Origin of the sequence: Kitasatospora sp. NPDC091276, assembly GCF_040684355.1 — a bacterium.
Taxonomy (GTDB): Bacteria; Actinomycetota; Actinomycetes; order Streptomycetales; family Streptomycetaceae; genus Kitasatospora.
Window position 1 is genome coordinate 1 of record NZ_JBFBFU010000025.1, and the last position, 16,216, is coordinate 16,216.

Sequence of the window (16,216 nt, forward strand, 5' to 3'; positions counted from 1 at the left end):
GGCGGTGAGGGAGGGGCGGCCGGTGTAGCCGCGGGCGAGTCCGGCGCCGGCGATGTAGAGCTCGCCTGCCACGCCGGCGGGTACGGGCTGCAAGGCGGTGTCGAGCACGTATGTCCGGGTGTTGGCCAGCGGGCGGCCGATCGGCACCACGTTCGGGACCGCCGAGGCGGTCGGCATCGGGAACTGGGTCGCGCACAGCGTCGTCTCGGTCGGCCCGTACAGTGCCCGCACCGCGATGCCCGGGACGGCCTCCAGCACCCGGCGGACGGCCGGGGCGGAGACGACGTCCCCACCGGTCAGCACCTCGCGCACGCCGGTGAAGATGCCCGGGTCCTCCTCCGCGATGACGCGGAACAGCCCGGCGGTGACGTGCACGTGGGTGAGCCCGTGCGCCCGGACCAGCTCGCGGATGGCGGAGGCGTCCAGGTCGCCCTGCGGTGCGACGACCACCTGGCCGCCGGAGAGCAGCGGCGCCCACAGTTCGTAGGTCGAGGCGTCGAAGGCGTGCGGGGCGTGGAAGAGCACCCGCAGCCCGTCGGGGTGGTGCCAGCACGGGTCCGTCGCGAGCTGCACCACGTCCCGGTGGGTGATGGCGATGCCCTTGGGCACCCCGGTGGATCCGGAGGTGAACATCACGTACGCGAGCTGCTCAGGGTGGAGCCCGGCGGGCTGGGCGCGCCGCCTGCGCGGGCCGTCGAACCAGCCCTCGGTGAGCGGCAGGACGGGGCAGGGGGCGTCGGCGGCCAGCGGGTGGCCCTGGTGGGCGGGATCGACCAGGACGAGCGCCGCCCGCGTCTCGGCGGTGATCTGCCGCAGCCGCTCGGCCGGGTGCCGGTCGTCCAGCGGGACGTAGGTGCCGCCGGCCTTGGCCACCGCCAGGATCGCCGTCACCAGGTCGGCGGAGCGGTCCATCAGGAGGACCACCGGGGTGTCGGCGCCGACGCCCGACTCGGCGAGGTGGGCGGCCAAGTGTTCTGCCCGGGAGTCGAGTTCGGCGTAGCTGAGCTGTTCGGTGCCGGTGATCAGGGCGGGGGCGTCGGGGGTGGCGGCGGCCTGGGCCTCGAACAGCTGCGGCAGGGTGGCCTCGGGCACCGGCGCGGTCGGTCCGTTCCAGCCGGTGAGCAGGTGCTCGCGTTCGGCGGGGTCGAGGATCTCGATGCTGCCGATCGGGGTGTCCGGGTCGGCGGTGACGGCGCGCAGGACGCGCAGCAGGCGCTCGGCGAGGGCGGTGGCGGTGGCGTGGTCGAAGAGGTCGGCCGCGTACTCGACCGCCACCGACAGGCCCGCCTGGGAGCCCTGTTCGGTGAAGCGGAAGGACAGGTCGAACTTGGCCACGTCCAGCTCGAAGGGGTGGTCCGCGCAGGCCAGGTCGCCGAAGGCGGCGGGCACCGCCGGGCCGCTCTCCAGGGCGACGAGCGACTGGAAGAGGGGATGGCGGGTGGTGCGCGGGGGGTTGAGGTGTTCGACCAGGCGCTCGAAGGGGATGTCCTGGTGGTCGTAGGCGTCGAGGTCGGTGCGGCGGACGCGGTCCAGCAGTTCCCGGAAGGTGGGGTTGCCGGACGTGTCGGTGCGCAGCAGCAGGGTGTTGACGAAGAAGCCGACCAGGTCGTCGAGGGCTTCGTCGGTGCGGCCGGCGACGGGGGTGCCGAGCGGGAGGTCGGTGCCCGCGCCGAGGCGGGTGTAGAGGGTGGCGACGGCGGCTTGCAGGGCCATGAACAGGCTGGCGTTCTGCGTGCCGGCCAACTCGGCCAGGGCGGTGTGCAGTTCGGCGCCGACCTCGAACTCGGCGGAGCCGCCCCGGTGGCTGGGCGCGGTCGGGCGTGGCCGGTCGTAGGGGAGCGCCAGCTCCTCCGGGAGGCCGGACAACGCCTGCTGCCAGTGGGCGAGTTGTTCGGTGAGCAGGGTGGTGGGTTGTTGCGGGGTGCCGAGGAGTTCGTGTTGCCAGAGGGCGTAGTCGGCGTACTGCACCGGCAGCGGCTCCCACTGCGGTGCGGCGCCGGCCAGCCGGGCCTGGTACGCGGTGGCGAGGTCGCGCAGGAGCGGGGCGACGGACCAGCCGTCGGTGGCGATGTGGTGCATCAGGACGAGCAGGACGTGCTCGTCGTGCGGGAGGGAGAACAGCGTGGCGCGGACGGGCAGGTCGTGGGCGAGGTCGAAGACCTCCCCGCCGGCCTCGGCCAGGGCGGCCCGGAGCGCCTCCTCGGTGGCCACGGGTATGGCCCGCAGGATCGACTCGGGGGCCTCGGCGACCAGTTGGTGCGGCTGGCCGTCGGTGGTCGGGAAGACGGTGCGCAGCACCTCGTGTCGGGCCACCACGTCCCGCAGCGCGCCTTCCAGCGCGGTGCGGTCGAGGGTGCCGGTCAGCCGGAGGGCGACGGGGGTGTTGTAGAGCGCGCTCGGGCCCTCGAACTGCTCGATGAACCAGAGGCGTTGCTGCGCGGAGGACAGCGGGACGCGCTCCGGCCGGGTGGTGGGCCGCAGGGACGGGCGGGCCGCGCCGGAGGCGGGCAGGGCGGCGGCCAGGGCGGCCACCGTCGGGTGGTCGAAGAGCGCGCGGATCGGCAGCTCCGTGCCGAGGGCGGCGCGGACGCGGCTGACCAGCTTGGTGGCGAGCAGCGAGTGGCCGCCCAGGTCGAAGAAGCTGTCGTCGATGCCGACCGAGGCCAGTCCGAGGACCTCGGCGAAGAGCGTGCAGAGCGCCTGCTCGGTGCCGGTGCGCGGGGCCCGGCCGGCGGCGGCGCCGCTGTAGTCGGGGGCGGGCAGGGCGCGGCGGTCGACCTTGCCGTTGGGGGTGACGGGCAGCGCGTCGAGGGCGACGATCGCGGCGGGCACCATGTAGCCGGGCAGGCGGTCGGTGACGAAGGCGCGCAGTTCGTCGGGCCGGACGGGGCCCGTGACGTAGGCGACCAGGCGCTTGTCGCCCGGCTGGTCCTGGCGGACCATGGCGACGGCCTGGCCGACGGCCGGGTGGGCGGTGAACGCGGCCTCCACCTCGCCGAGTTCGATCCGGAAGCCGCGCAGCTTGACCTGGTCGTCGGCGCGGCCGACGAACTCCAGTTCGCCCGTGGTGGTCCAGCGCACCACGTCGCCGGTGCGGTACATCCGGCCGCCGGGCTCGCCGAAGGGGCAGGCCACGAAGCGCTCGGCGGTCAGGCCGGCGCGGCCGACGTAGCCCCGGGCCAGCCCGGCGCCCGCGACGTACAGCTCACCGGCGACGCCGACGGGGACCGGGCGCAGTCCGGCGTCCAACGCGTACACCCGGGTGTTGGGCAGCGGCCGCCCGATCGGTACGGCGGCCGGCACCTCGGCGGCGGTGGCCATCGGGTGGCGGGTCGCGAAGGTGGTCGTCTCCGTCGGCCCGTAGCCGTTCACCACCCGCAGGCCGGGGCAGTGCTCCAGCACCCGCCGGATGGCGGCCGGCGAGACGATGTCCCCGCCCGTCCACACCTCGCGCAGCCCGGCGAAGGTCTCCGGGGCCTCGGCGGCCAGCACGTTGAAGAGCCCGACCGTCATCCAGGCGGCGCCGACCCGCCCCCGGCCGATCGCGGTCGCCAGCTCGGCGACGCCGAGCCGCCCGGCCGGGGCGACCACCACGCGGCCGCCCGAGAGCAGTGGCACCCAGAGCTCGTAGGTGGAGGCGTCGAAGGCGACGGGGGAGTGCAGCAGGACGCGCTCGTGGCCGCCGCCCGCGAACGCCCCGCCGAGCGCGAGGTCCACCACGGACCGGTGGGTGACGCCGATGCCCTTGGGCACGCCGGTCGAGCCGGAGGTGTGCATCACGTACGCCAACTGGTCCGCGCTCAGAGGGAGTCCGAGGTTCCCGGCGGTCTCGTCGCCCTCGGGGTCGAGTACGTCCGAGGGATCGAGCACCTCCAGCCCGGCCAGCGCGGGGTGCGCCCGGTGGGCGGTGTCGGCCAGCACCAGCCGGGCCCCGGAGTCCGCGAGGACGGCCCGCAGGCGCTCGGCCGGCTGCGCGCCGTCCAGCGGCACGAAGGCGCCGCCGGCCTTGAGTACGGCCAGGATCGCCACCACCAGGGCGGCCGAGCGCTCCATCAGCAGTGCGACGGGAGTCTCCGGGCGGACCCCGGCCTCGACCAGCCGCACCGCCGACCCGTTGGCCCGTGCGTTGAGTTCGGCGTAGGTCAGCTCGACGTCGCCGGCCGTGAGCGCGACCGCGTCGGGCGTCGCGGCGGCCCGCGCCTCGAACAGCTCGGGCAGCGCGGCCTCCGGCAGCGGCGCGGTGGCGCCGGTCCCGCCGGTCAGCAGCCGTTCGCGCTCCTCCTCGGTCAACACCTGGACGGTGCCGACGAGTTCGGCCGGGTCGGCGACGATCCGGTCGAGCAGGGCGAGGAAGCGGTCCAGCAGGGTGCGCGCCTCGGCGGGGGTGAAGGCGTCGGGCCGGTGGTCCAGGCGCAGTTGGAGGCCGTCGCCCGGGGTGAGGGCCAGCAGCAGCGGGTAGTGCGCGCTGTCGACGTCCTCGACCAGGGTGACGTGGGTGGCGCCGCTCGGGTCGGCCTCGTCCAGGGCGGACGGGTCCGGGTAGTTGCCGTACACCGTGACGGTGTCGAACAGGCTTCCCAATCCGGCGAGTTGCTGGATCTCGGTGAGGCTGAGGTGCTGGTGGTCCAGCAGCGCGGACTGCTCGTGCTGGAGGCGCAGCAGCAGCTGCCCCCAGCTCTCGGCCGGGTCGAGGGTGACGCGCACCGGCACGGTGTTGATGAGCAGGCCCACCATCCGCTCCACGCCCGGCAGGTCGTGCGGCCGGCCGGAGACGGTGGTGCCGAAGAGCACGTCCTCGCGCCCGGTGAGCCGGGCCAGCAGCACGCCCCAGGCGGCCTGGACGAGGGTGTTGAGGGTGACGCCGTAGCGGCGGGCGGTGCGGGCCAGCGCCTCGGTGGCCGCCGGGGTGAGGCCGGTGTGCAGGCGCAGCGGCAGCTGCGGGGCGGCGGCCGAGCGGCCGGGGGCCAGCAGGGTGGGCTCGTCGGCGCCCGCCAGGGCCCGGGCCCAGGCGGCGCGGGCGGCGGCGCCGTCGCGCCGGGTGAGCCAGCGCAGGTACTCGCGGTAGGGGGCGGCCGGGGGCATCGGCTGCTGGAAGTACAGGCCCCACAGCTCCTCGGCGAACAGCGGGGTGGACCAGCCGTCGAGCAGGATGTGGTGCGCGGCGGCGATCAGCTGGTGGCGCCCGGGGGCGAGGGTGAGCAGGGTGTAGCGCAGCAGCGGCGGCCGGGCGAGGTCGAAGCGGCGGCCGTACTCGGCGGCGGCGATCCGCGCGGCCTCGGCCCGCGGGTCGGCGTGCGCCGTCAGATCGAGGACGGTGAAGGGCAGTTCGACGCCGTCCGGCACGGCCTGCACGGGCGGGCCGTCGGGGCGCTGGTGGAAGCCCGCCTTGAGGTTCGGGTGGCGCAGCAGCAGCGCCTCGGCGGCGGCGCGCAGCCGGTCGGCGTCCACCGGGCCGGTGAGGTCGAAGGTGCAGACGGAGGTGTAGACGTCGGCGCCGTCGGTGTCGTACGCCGCGTGGAAGGCCATGCCCTGCTGGAGCGGCGAGGTGGGCCAGACGTCCACCAGGCGGGCGGGGGCGTGGTGTTCGGCCAGCTGGTCCACGTCGGACTGGCCGAGCGTGACGAGCGGGAAGTCGGAGGGGGTGTGTCCGCCCGCGTCCGGCCGGTCGGCGTGCTCGGCGAGCGCGCGCAGCGCGGTGAACCACGCCTCGGCGAGCGCGGCCACCCGCTCCTCGGCGAGCAGCCCGGTGGCGTAGGACCACTGGGCGACCAGCAGCGGGCCCTGCGGGGTGTCGACGGTGGTGGCGTCCAGGCCGAGCACCCGGCCGAGCGCGAGGCCGGTCGCGGCACCCTCGCTCATCGCCTCGGTGCCGGCGAGCACGTCCTCGGCGGTGACGCCCTCCGGCGCGAAGCGGCCCAGGTAGTTGAACTCGACCTGCGGATCGGCGTACCCCTCCAGCACGGCGGCGGTGGCCGGGTTGAGGTGGCGCAGCAGGCCGTAGCCGATGCCGTTGTCCGGGACGGCGCGCAGCTGCTCCTTGACCCGGCCGAGGGCCCGGCCGAGCCCGGGGCCGGCGGCGGTGACCTCGGACCAGGGCAGCGCCCCGGGGGCGAGCCGGACGGGGTAGAGGGAGGTGAACCAGCCGGCGGTGCGGTGCAGGTCGACGCCGTCGACGATCTCCTCGCGGCCGTGGCCCTCCGCGGTCACCAGTACGGCGCCGTCCGGACCGGTGGTCGCCTCGCCGCGCCAGTGGCCGAGGGCGAGCGCCAGCGCGGTGAGCAGCACGTCGTTGACCTGCGCGTGGTAGGCGGCCGTGACCCGGGTCAGCAGCGCCTGGGTGGTCTCGGCGGGCAGCACGAGCCGCAGGACGCCCTCGGTGGCGTAGGTGTCCCGGGCCGGGTCGAGCGGGCGCGCGCCGAGCAGCGGGTCCGGGGTGGCCAGGGCGGCCTCCCAGAGCGGGAGTTCGGCGGCCCGGCGGTCGGTCCCGGCCTCGGCGGTGAGCCGCTGCGCCCAGCGGCGGAAGGAGGTGGGCACCGGCGCCAGCGCCACGGCCCGGCCCTCGCGGACGGCGGCGAGCGCGGCGAGCAGGTCCTCCTCGACGATGCGCCAGGTGACGCCGTCCACCGCCAGGTGGTGGATCACGAGCAGGAGCTGCGGGGGCAGGCCCGGCCCGGCGTCGAACCGGACGGCCTGGAGCATCCGGCCGTCCTCGGGCGAGAGGCGCTCGCGGGCGGCCTCGGTCTCGGCGCGCAGCGCCTGCTCGGTGGCCGGGCCCGCGACGTGCCGCAGCGCGGCCTCGGCGGGGACGGCGCCGGGGGCGGGGACGTGCAGCGTCCAGGGGCGCTCGGCGAGCGGGGAGGTGCGGGCGCGGAAGACGTCGTGGTGGTCGAGCAGCGCCTGGAGGGCCGTGGCCACGTGCTCGGGCCCGCTCCCGGCGGGGAGGGTGAGCAGGGTGGACTGGTAGAAGCTCTCGACGGCGCCGTGCTGCGCGGCCAGCCAGTGCACGATGGGCGTCGGCGGCACCTCGCCGAGGCCGGCCCCGGCGGGTTCGGCGACGACCGGCCCCTCCAGCGGTCGGGCGATCCGGGCCAGTGCCTCGACGGTCGGCGAGAGGAACACCTCGCGGGGGGTGAGCTGCAGCCCGGCGTGCCGGGCCCGGGAGACGAGCCGGATGGCCACGATGGAGTCCCCGCCGAGCTCGAAGAAGGAGTCCGTGACGCCCACCGCGGGCAGGCCCAGCACCTCGGCGAAGAGGCGGGCGAGGGCGTGCTCCAGCTCCCCGGCGGGGGCCCGGCCGCCCTCCTCGGCGGCGGCGAAGACCGGCGCGGGCAGGGCGCGCTTGTCCACCTTGCCGTTGGGCGTGAGCGGCAGCCGGTCGAGCACCACGACGGTGGGCACCATGTGGTCGGGCAGCCGCTCGGCGCAGTACGCGCGCAGCTCGGCCGGGTCGGCGGCGCCGACGGTGTAGCCGACCAGGCGGCGCTCGCCCGGGCGGTCCTCGCGGACCAGCACCACGGCCTGGCGCACCTCGGGGTGGGCGGAGAGGGCCTGCTCGACCTCGCCGAGCTCCACCCGGAAGCCGCGGATCTTCACCTGGTCGTCGGCCCGGCCGACGAAGTCCAGCTGCCCGTCCGGCCGTTGGCTGCCGAGGTCGCCGGTGCGGTACATCCGGTCGCCGGGCTCGCCGAAGGGGCAGGCGACGAAGCGCTCGGCGGTCAGGCCGGGGCGCCCGAGGTAGCCCCGGGCCAGGTGCGGGCCGGAGACGTACAGCTCGCCCACGGTGCCCGGCTCGACCGGGCGCAGCCGCTCGTCCAGCACGTGGATGCGCACGTCCTGGCAGGGGCGGCCGATCGGGGGCTGCTCCTCGCCGGTGAGCGGCTCGCTCATCGTGACGATGACGGTGGTCTCGGTCGGCCCGTAGCTGTTGAGCATCAGGCGGTCGCGGCCGCAGCGGGCGGCCAGTTCGCGCGGGATGGCCTCGCCGCCGCCGATCAGGGTGCGCAGGGAGGGCAGCGGCACGTCCGGCAGGGTGGCCGCCATCGCGGTGGCGATGTCGGCGTGGGTGACGCCGTACTGCTCGATCAGCGCGGCCAGCGGCTCGCCGACCAGCTGGCTCTGCTCGCGGGGGAGCACCAGGGCGGCGCCGGTGGAGAGCGCCACGGCCAGGTCGGAGACGGAGACGTCGAAGCTGAGCGAGGCGGCCTGGAGCACCCGGCTGCCGGGGCCGACCCCGGTGGCGGCGACCTGCGTGTCGATCATGCTGGGCAGCCCGGTGTGGGTGACGGCCACGCCCTTGGGCACTCCGGTGGAGCCGGAGGTGTAGATCACGTACGCGGTGTTCCCGGCGCTCAGCGGCCGCACCCGCTCGGCGGCCGTGAAGGGGGTGCCGGGCCGGGCGGCCAGCTCGGCGAGGTGCCCGGGGGAGTCGAGCAGCAGCCGGGGGGCGCCGGTCTCGGGCAACTGGGCGGCGGCCTCGGCGGTGGTGAGCACCAGGGCGGCGCGGGAGTCGGTCAGCATGTGGCGCAGCCGCTCGGCGGGGTAGGCCGGGTCGGCGGGCAGCCAGGCGGCGCCGGTCTTGGCCACGGCGAGGATCGCGGCGACGGCCTCGGGGGACTTCGGCAGGGCGAGCGCGACGATGTCCTCGGTGCCCAGGCCGCGGGCCGCGAGCACCCGGGCCAGCCGGTTGGCGCGGGCGTCCAGCTCGGCGTACGTGAGGGTGGTGCCCTCGGCGTACAGGGCGGGGGCCTGCGGGGTGCGGGACGTCTGGGCGTCGACCAGCGCGGTCAGGGTCGGCCGCCGGTCGGCTCTGTGCGTCTGCTGGACCCCGGACATGTGACTCTCTCCCTCGTACGGCTGGCCCCCGCGGTGGCGGGAACGGCTTGCTCGGCGACCTTCGGGGCGGTCGGCCCGGGCGGTCGATGGAGCGGCGGTGCGGTGGCGTGGTGGCGCGGTGCTGGTGGTTCCGGCTGTTCTGGTGGTTTTGGTGGTGCGGCTTCAGCGCTGGGCTGTCGCGGTCAGTGGCCGGACTGCTGGGCGAGCAGGCTCTTCGGCCGCAGGTCCTGCCAGTGCTGTTCGACGTAGTCGAGGCAGTCCTGCCGCCCGGCGGCGCCGAAGACCTGCTGCCAGCCGTCGGGCACCGGGCTGAAGACCGGCCACAGCGAGTGCTGGCCCTCGTCGTTCACCAGGACGAGGTAGCTGGCGTCGGGGTCCTCGAACGGGTTCGCCATCGTCGGTTTCCTCTTTGTTCGGAGAAGTTTCGGGGAGGGGGGAATTACGCCGGAGCGCGGCTCACGGACCCCAGCCGGAGTCGGCGTTGGGCGCCGAGACGGGGGTGGCGGCGGCCAGGGGTGAGGACGGGTCGGCGCTGCTCTGGACGCCCAGTCCGGCGACCAGCAGAACGGCGAGAATCCCGAGCATATGGTGAATGCGAACGGCAAGATTCTTCATCGTTAATTCCTTTTTCCGAGGGGGCGGTCGGCCCTCTTCGCTCGGAAATTCATCCTGCCGAGGCTCAAACGGGGGTGGAAGCTCTGGCCATGATCGGGAACACGCATTGCGGGAACCGGAAGCTCGAACAGATCATGTCAAAAACAGACAGATCTGATCCAAAGAGTGCCTGGCACTGTCAGATCAGTGGTGGGAACAGGTCACTGGCGAGGGTTTCGGTCAACCGCGCCCCCGGCGCGTCGGCGAGGGCGGCCCCGGCCCCCGGAAGCCGCCGAAGCCGCCGCGGGGGCGGGGGTTACGGAGCGCCAGGACAAGGGTTCACGGAGCGTCAGAAGTGGGAGCCCCGGCGCAGTTCCTCGCGGACGGCGGGCCAGTCACCGGTCCACGTCCGCCCCGCCGAGGCGGGTGACTCCAGGGCGATCGTCGCCAGGTAGGCGCGCTTGAGCGCGGCCCGCTCGTCCTGCACCCGGCCCGAGGCCTGCTCGATCCGGCGCAGCCGGGCGTGCAGCCGCTCCAGCGCGCCCCCGCCCGCGAGCAGGCGCCGCGCCTCGGGGCCGAAGCGGAAGCCGGCGGCGAGCAGCGGCCAGGCCGACCGCCACACCCGGAACACCTCGCGGTGGCCCGGACCCCACTCCCGCTCGGCCCGGGACAGCCGCGCCATCGCCGCCCGCTCGGTGGGCGCGGCACAGATCTCGCGCAGCGTCCGTGCGAGCGCACCCCAGTCCTCGCCGGGCGCGTGCCGCAGCGCGGCGGGCAGCAGGTGGGCCATCGAGCCGTGCACCAGGGTGCGCGGCCACCGCGCCGCCACCGCCTCGGCCAGGCCCCCGCCGGTGTCGCCGACCAGCACCCAGACCTCGCGCACCCCGCGCTCGGTGAGCTCGGCCAGCACCTGCGGCCAGTGCTCCCCGTCCGTGGCCGGCCACAGGCCCAGGACCTCGCGCCCGCCGTCGGCGGAGATCCCGAGCGCCAGGTGCACCAGCGGGCCGCCCGAGCGGCCGCTGCGCACCGCGTCGAGGAAGACCACCGGGTAGACGGGGTCGAGCGGGCACCGGCGCCGCTCGTCGAGTTCGTCGAGCACCTGGTCGGTGATGGCGGAGACGGTCTCCCGGCTGAGCTCCACGCCGTACACCTCGGCCAGGTGCGCCACCAGCTCGCCGGAGCTGAGGCCGCGCGCGGTGAGCGAGATGACCAGCCGGTCGAGGCCGGGCAGCCGGCGGGCCCGGGGGCGGACGGTCCGGGGGGTGAAGCTGCCCTGGCGGTCCCGGGGCACCCGCACCTCGACCGGGCCGACCTCGGTGAGCAGCCGTCTGGCCCGGGCGCCGTTGCGGACGTTGGCGCCGGGTTCGGCCCCGCGCAGGTGCTCCTGGAGTTCGAGCTCCAGGGCGTGCTCGATCAGCTGCTTGGCGAGCGTCTGGAACAGCCCGCCGTCGCCCAGCAGCCGGATCGCGCCGGAGCCGACCTGCTCGGCGGCGGCCTCCGCCAACTGCCGTACCAGCCGCTGGTCCACCAGCTCGGCCAGGTCCACGGGCGGGACCGCCGGGCCGGGATCAGCTCGCAACAAGGGGTGCCCTCCGTCTGTCGGCCGTTCGTCCGCCGGCCGTCCGCCCCGGCCGCCCTGACGGGGCGACGGGCGCGAGACGGCGGCCATCCGCCTGTCACCGCGGCCGGGTGCGCTCGGGTCCGCCACTGCCGCGGTCGGCTCCCCCGCCTCCGGGCGCGCTCGGCTTCGCCGTCGACCGCTGATTTCCGCGCCACTTGGGCGTACACTCACGGCAGTCAGAGCCCGGGGGGACGGCTTCCGAACGACAGGTGATTTCCATCCTGCCATTTCAGATGCCTTGCGGTGGCCGGTACGGGCATTCGTGAAACCGCAATGCCGAAGCCGGAAGGATGCCCAGATGTGCCTATCCCAGGACAACAGCGCGGGAATGGGGACACCGCAGCTCTGTGACCGGGGGATCGAGTTCTACCGGGTGGCGCTGGCCGAGGGCTGCGCCACCGGAGACGCCCCCGAGTGCCTGCTCGCGATGGGCCTGCTGCGCTCCGTACCCGGCTCCGGCGAGCGGCTGACCCCCGTCCCGCCCGACATCGCGGCCACCGGCCTGACCCGACCGATCGAACTCGCCGTGCTGGGCCACCAGGAGCGGCTCGCCGAACTGCGCACCGCCTTCACCGCCGCCGACCGCGCCTACCAGGACGTCATGCGCCGGGCCCAGCTGCCGGTCCGCCTCCTGACGGGCGAGGAGATCAACCCCGCGCTGGAGAAGGCCGTCGCCGCCTGCACCGAGGAACTGCGCACCGCCCAGCCCGGCGGCGGCCGCAGCCCCGAGCACCTCGCGGACGCCCTCCCGCGAGACCTCGCCCTCGCCGGGCGCGGCGTGCGCCAGCGCACCCTCTACCAGCACACCGTGCGCTCGCACGGCCCGACGCTGGCCTACATCGAGCAGGTCACGGCCCAGGGCGCCCGGATACGCACCCTGAACGAGGTGTTCGACCGGGTGATCATCTGCGACCGCTCCACGGCCTTCGTCCCGGCCGCGGCCGACCGCGAGGCCGCCGCGATGCTCATCCAGTTCCCGCCGCTGGTCGAGTACCTGCTCAAGATCTACGAGTTGATGTGGGAACGCGCCGAGCCGGTCACCTACCTGGAGGGCCGCCACCGCCCCCAGCTGCTCACCGACCGCACCCGCCAGAACGTCCTGCGCCTGATGGTCAACGGCTACACCGACGAGGCCATCGCCTCCCGCCTCGGCATGAGCACCCGTACGGTCTCCAGCCACATCCAGAAGGCCAGCGAACTCCTCGGCAGCCGCAGCCGCGGCCACCTCGGCTACATCATCGCCCGCGAGGGCGTCCTGGACGAACCCCTCGACGACCTGTGACCGGCACCGGCACCGGGGGCCGTCGCCGTCGCTCGGCGGGACGGCCCCCGGCGGCCGGTGCTACTCGTAGCGCAGTTCGGCCGGCCGCATCAGGCGCAGGAGCTGCGGCAGGCCGAGCGCGGTCGTGAGGAGGACGGCGCCGGCGGCGATCGCGGACATGGCCAGCATGGAGCCCCAGTCGAGGGCGAAGGGCAGGCCCGCCGTGTACTGGAGGACGGCTCCCATCAGCAGGCCGCCGACGGCGGCCAGCAGCATGCCCAGGGCCATCGGGACGAGGGTCTGCCACAGCACCGACAGGCCCAGGATCCGGCGGCGGGTGCCGACGGCGCTCAGCACGCCGAGGATGCGGCGCTGCTCCCGGAACCGCTCCAGCTGGCCGACCAGCAGGCTGAGGGCGACCAGCAGCAGGGTGACGGCGGAGCCGGCGGTGAGCAGGCGTTTGACGGCGAGGTAGGTCGGGTCGAGGGTGCGGTCGAGGGGGGACCCGGCGACGCCCTGCGGGTCGATCGCCATGACGTCGGTCGCGAGTTGCTCCTTCGGGTCCGGCAGCCCGGGGGCCATCGCGACCAGGACGGTCGCGGGCTGGCCGCGCAGTGCGGCGGCCGGGGCGGCGCCCGGGGTGAGGAGCAGCAGGCCGGAGCCGAGCCGCCCGTTGGGGTCGGCGCCCTCGACGGGCTCGACGGTGGCCGTCACGGCGGGCAGCGGCCAGGACGGCGGCTCGCCGTCACCGCGGAAGAAGGCGGCGTGGACGGTCGTGCCGGGCTTGGCCGCGGCGGCGGCGTCCGCGCCGGTGTTCGGACCGGTGTTCGGGCCGACGTCCGTGCCCGCGCTCGCGCCGACGTCCGTGCCCGCGCTCGCGCCGCCGCTCGTGCCGACGTCCGTGCCGGCGTCCGGTCGGGTGGTCCGGCCCTGGACGGCGAAGGCGTCACCGTCCTTGCAGTCGGGCAGGGTCGCGAAGCCGCGCAGCACGGCGCAGTCGGCGATCCGGACGGCGGGCAGGTCCCAGAGCTTGGCGGTGGGGGTCTCCAGGGCGAACTCGGTGTAGGCGGCGGTGGCCCGCACCCCGGGAGAGCGCGCCAGCGAGTCGGCGAGCCGGTCGGCCTGCGGGCCGCCGCCGGGGAAGGACACCGACTGCTGGTACGGCCCGACCGCGGCGCGGGGGCCGGGGCGGTCCTCGTAGCTCGCGCTGACACCGAGGAAGAGCGTCTGCAGGGCGATCGCCCCGGCGACGGCGACGACCACGCCGCTGACCGCGGCCGAGGCGGGGCCCGAGCTCAACTGGAGCCTCCGGATGGCGAGTTGCCAGGACACACCGCCGCCGGAGCGCCGGGTGGCGGCCTCCACCAGCCAGGGCAGCAGGGTGCAGACGCCCACCAGTATCAGCAGCACGCCGAACGCGACCAGCAGCGAACCACGCGTGTCCTGAACGGAGTTGAAGACGGCGGTGCGTCCCATCCCGGACGGGTTGTACTGCGTGGGCAGTGCCAGCGCGAGCGCCGTCAGGGCGAGGCCGGCCAGCGGCAGCGCCAGCCGCCACCCGATCCGGCGCCGGCCGGGGCCGGACCGGCGGACCACGCCGAGCGGGTCGACGGTGACCCGGCGCATCGCCAGCAGGCTCACGCCGATGCCGAGGAGCGGCACGACCACGGCGATCGCGGCGGCGATGGCGGGGTGCGGCGCGATGTCCTCGGGGTAGAAGCTGAAGCCCGCGAGCCGCAGGTGGCCGGTCAGCCGCCGGCCGAGCAGGAACAGCGCCGCGCCCGCGACCAGGCCCAGCACCGCGCCGACCAGGGACTCCCCGGCGGCGAGCCGGGCGGTCATCCGGCGGTCCGCGCCGACCAGGCGCAGCGCGGCGAGCCTGCGGTCGCGCCGTTCGCCGCCGAAGCGGGCGGCGGCGGCGAGGAAGACGCCGACCGGGGCCAGCATCACGGTCAGGCCGACCGCGTTGAGCAGGATCAGCCGGGGGTCCATCGGCTTGGGCGGCGAGAAGTGGCCGTACGAGGTGATGCGGGAGGCTCCGGCGTCCCGCGAGAGCCGGTCGCTGCCGAGCAGGTAGCCGGCCTGGCCGGGGCCGAGCAGGCCGTCCGGGCCGATGCCACCGACCACCGGGTAGGGGAGGCGGTCGCGCAGCAGCTGGTTGGCCGGGTCCTTCAGGAGCTCGGCCAGGGCGGGCGAGACGACCATCCGCCCCGGCGGCGGGTACGCGGCCACTCCGGGCGGGAGCGCCGCGTCCGGGCCCTCGGGCTGGACGACCCGTCCGCGGATCGCGGTGCCCCGGAAGGTGGTGTCGGCGGTGGCGATGAGGACCGTCCGGTCGCCGGGCGTGGGCAGGTCCTCGTCGCGGAAGGTGTCGTTCTGCACGTACAGGCGCTCGTTGCGGTGCTGGACGATGCCGGGGAAGGAGGCGGTGAACAGCAGCAGCGCCACCCCCAGGCCGACGCCGCAGGCGGTGAGCAGCAGCCGCCCCCAGCCGTCCCGTCCGTTGGTGAGGGCCAGCCGCACGCCGAGGCCGAGCTGGTCCAGGAACGGCGAGCGGACCCGGTCGGCGGCGGGGATGTTCGCGTCGGGGCTGCTCACGCCGGGGCTACTGGTGTCGGGGCTGCTCACGCCGGGGCCGCTCGTGGTGGAACTGCTCATATCGCGCCCGCCAGGTCGCGGGTGCGGCCGTCGCGGACGACGATCTCGCGGTCGGCGTAGGCGGCGACCCTGACCTCGTGGGTGACCAGGACGACGGCGGCGCCGCTCTCCCGGGCGGCCCGGGTGAGCAGCTTCATCACCCGCTCGCCGTTGAGGGAGTCGAGCGCGCCGGTCGGCTCGTCGGCGAAGACCGCCTTGGGCCCGGTGATCAGGGCCCGGGCGGCGCCGACCCGCTGCCCCTGGCCGCCGGAGACCTCGCCGGGGCGCTTGGCGGCCACGTCGTCGACCTCCAGGCGCTCCAGCCATTCGCGGGCCCGGGCCTCGGCGGCCCGGCGGCGCAGTCCGTTGAGGCGCAGCGGGAGCGCGACGTTCTCCAGGCAGGAGAGTTCCGGGACGAGCTGGCCGAACTGGAACAGGAAGCCGAACTCGGTGCGCCGCAGGGCGCTCAGCTCGGCGTCGGAACAGGCGGTGAGGTCGCGATCCCGGTAGCGGAGGCGGCCGCTGTCGGGTCGGGTGATCCCGGCGAGGCAGTGCAGCAGGGTGGACTTGCCGGAGCCCGACGGGCCCATCACGGCGACGAGTTCGCCGGCCGCGACGGTGAGCGAGGCCCCGCCGAGCGCCGGGGTGAGCCCGAAGTTCTTGTGCAGGTCGTGGGCGGCGAGCAGGGGTTCGGACATGGTCAACGCTGGGACTCCGTGATGCGGGCGGCGAGTTCGTCCAGGCGGGCGGCGGTGAGCTCCAGCCAGCGCAGGTCGGCTTCCAGGTGGAACAGGGCGTGGTCGCAGATCAGCTGGTCGGTGAGGTCGCCGGTGAGCTTGCGGCGGGTCAGCTCCCGCATCTCCTTGAGGTGTTCGGCCCGCTGCGCGTCCAGGACGTCGGCGCCGGAGCGGCCGGTCAGGAGGGCGAGCACGACCTTCTGGTAGAGCGTGCTCTGCAGGTACGGCTGCGGGCTCTCCGGGTGCGCGAGCCAGTTGGCGAGGTCGGTGACCCCGGCGTCGGTGATCGCGTACCGCTTGCGCTCCGGGCCGTCGCCGGCCTCGACGCCGTCGACCACCACCAGCCCGTTCTTCAGCAGCCGGGAGAGCGTCGCGTACACCTGCCCGTAGTGCAGGCCGCGGTCGCGCCCGAAGTGCTCGTCATGGAGGCGTTTGATGTCGTATCCGTGGCGGGGCTGGGTCTCCAGCAGGCCGAGGAACAGCTGTCCGAGTGACATGCTCCGGGACTATACAGGCCATGTATACACGCAGGTG

General features: G+C 75.2%; 8 protein-coding genes. 1 reads left to right on the plus strand and 7 read right to left on the minus strand.

Annotation, left to right across the window (positions count from 1 at the left end; genetic code table 11):
• The 4 genes from AB0O19_RS27615 to AB0O19_RS27630 all read right to left on the minus strand — a co-directional run.
• Positions 1–8,832 (minus strand): amino acid adenylation domain-containing protein (locus AB0O19_RS27615; RefSeq protein WP_363623291.1); only part of this gene is annotated, 8,832 nt, incomplete at its 3' end.
• Between the two features lie 182 nt (positions 8,833–9,014).
• Positions 9,015–9,227 (minus strand): MbtH family protein, encoded by a 213-nt coding sequence (locus AB0O19_RS27620; RefSeq protein WP_363585184.1) that lies wholly within the window; start codon positions 9,225–9,227, stop codon positions 9,015–9,017.
• A gap of 61 nt (positions 9,228–9,288) precedes the next feature.
• Positions 9,289–9,417 (minus strand): hypothetical protein, encoded by a 129-nt coding sequence (locus tag AB0O19_RS27625; RefSeq protein WP_363623293.1) that lies wholly within the window; start codon positions 9,415–9,417, stop codon positions 9,289–9,291.
• 358 nt (positions 9,418–9,775) lie between these two features.
• Complete coding sequence (locus AB0O19_RS27630) at positions 9,776–11,008, minus strand: IS256 family transposase (RefSeq protein ID WP_363623295.1); 1,233 nt, start codon at positions 11,006–11,008, stop codon at positions 9,776–9,778.
• Positions 11,009–11,345: 337 nt separating this feature from the next.
• Between AB0O19_RS27630 and AB0O19_RS27635 the strand changes: the two genes are divergently transcribed.
• Positions 11,346–12,329: a helix-turn-helix transcriptional regulator gene (locus AB0O19_RS27635; protein ID WP_363623297.1), complete on the plus strand. Its 984-nt coding sequence runs from the start codon at positions 11,346–11,348 to the stop codon at positions 12,327–12,329.
• 60 nt (positions 12,330–12,389) lie between these two features.
• Here AB0O19_RS27635 and AB0O19_RS27640 read toward each other — a convergent pair whose 3' ends face one another.
• Genes AB0O19_RS27640 through AB0O19_RS27650 form a run of 3 tightly spaced genes read right to left on the minus strand, consistent with a single transcriptional unit; the run spans position 12,390 to position 16,179 of the window.
• Positions 12,390–14,906: an ABC transporter permease gene (locus AB0O19_RS27640; protein WP_363623299.1), complete on the minus strand. Its 2,517-nt coding sequence runs from the start codon at positions 14,904–14,906 to the stop codon at positions 12,390–12,392.
• A 56-nt stretch (positions 14,907–14,962) separates the two neighbouring features.
• Positions 14,963–15,643: an ABC transporter ATP-binding protein gene (locus tag AB0O19_RS27645; protein ID WP_363623301.1), complete on the minus strand. Its 681-nt coding sequence runs from the start codon at positions 15,641–15,643 to the stop codon at positions 14,963–14,965.
• A gap of 2 nt (positions 15,644–15,645) precedes the next feature.
• Positions 15,646–16,179: a PadR family transcriptional regulator gene (locus AB0O19_RS27650; RefSeq protein WP_363374032.1), complete on the minus strand. Its 534-nt coding sequence runs from the start codon at positions 16,177–16,179 to the stop codon at positions 15,646–15,648.
• Positions 16,180–16,216 lie beyond the last annotated feature (37 nt).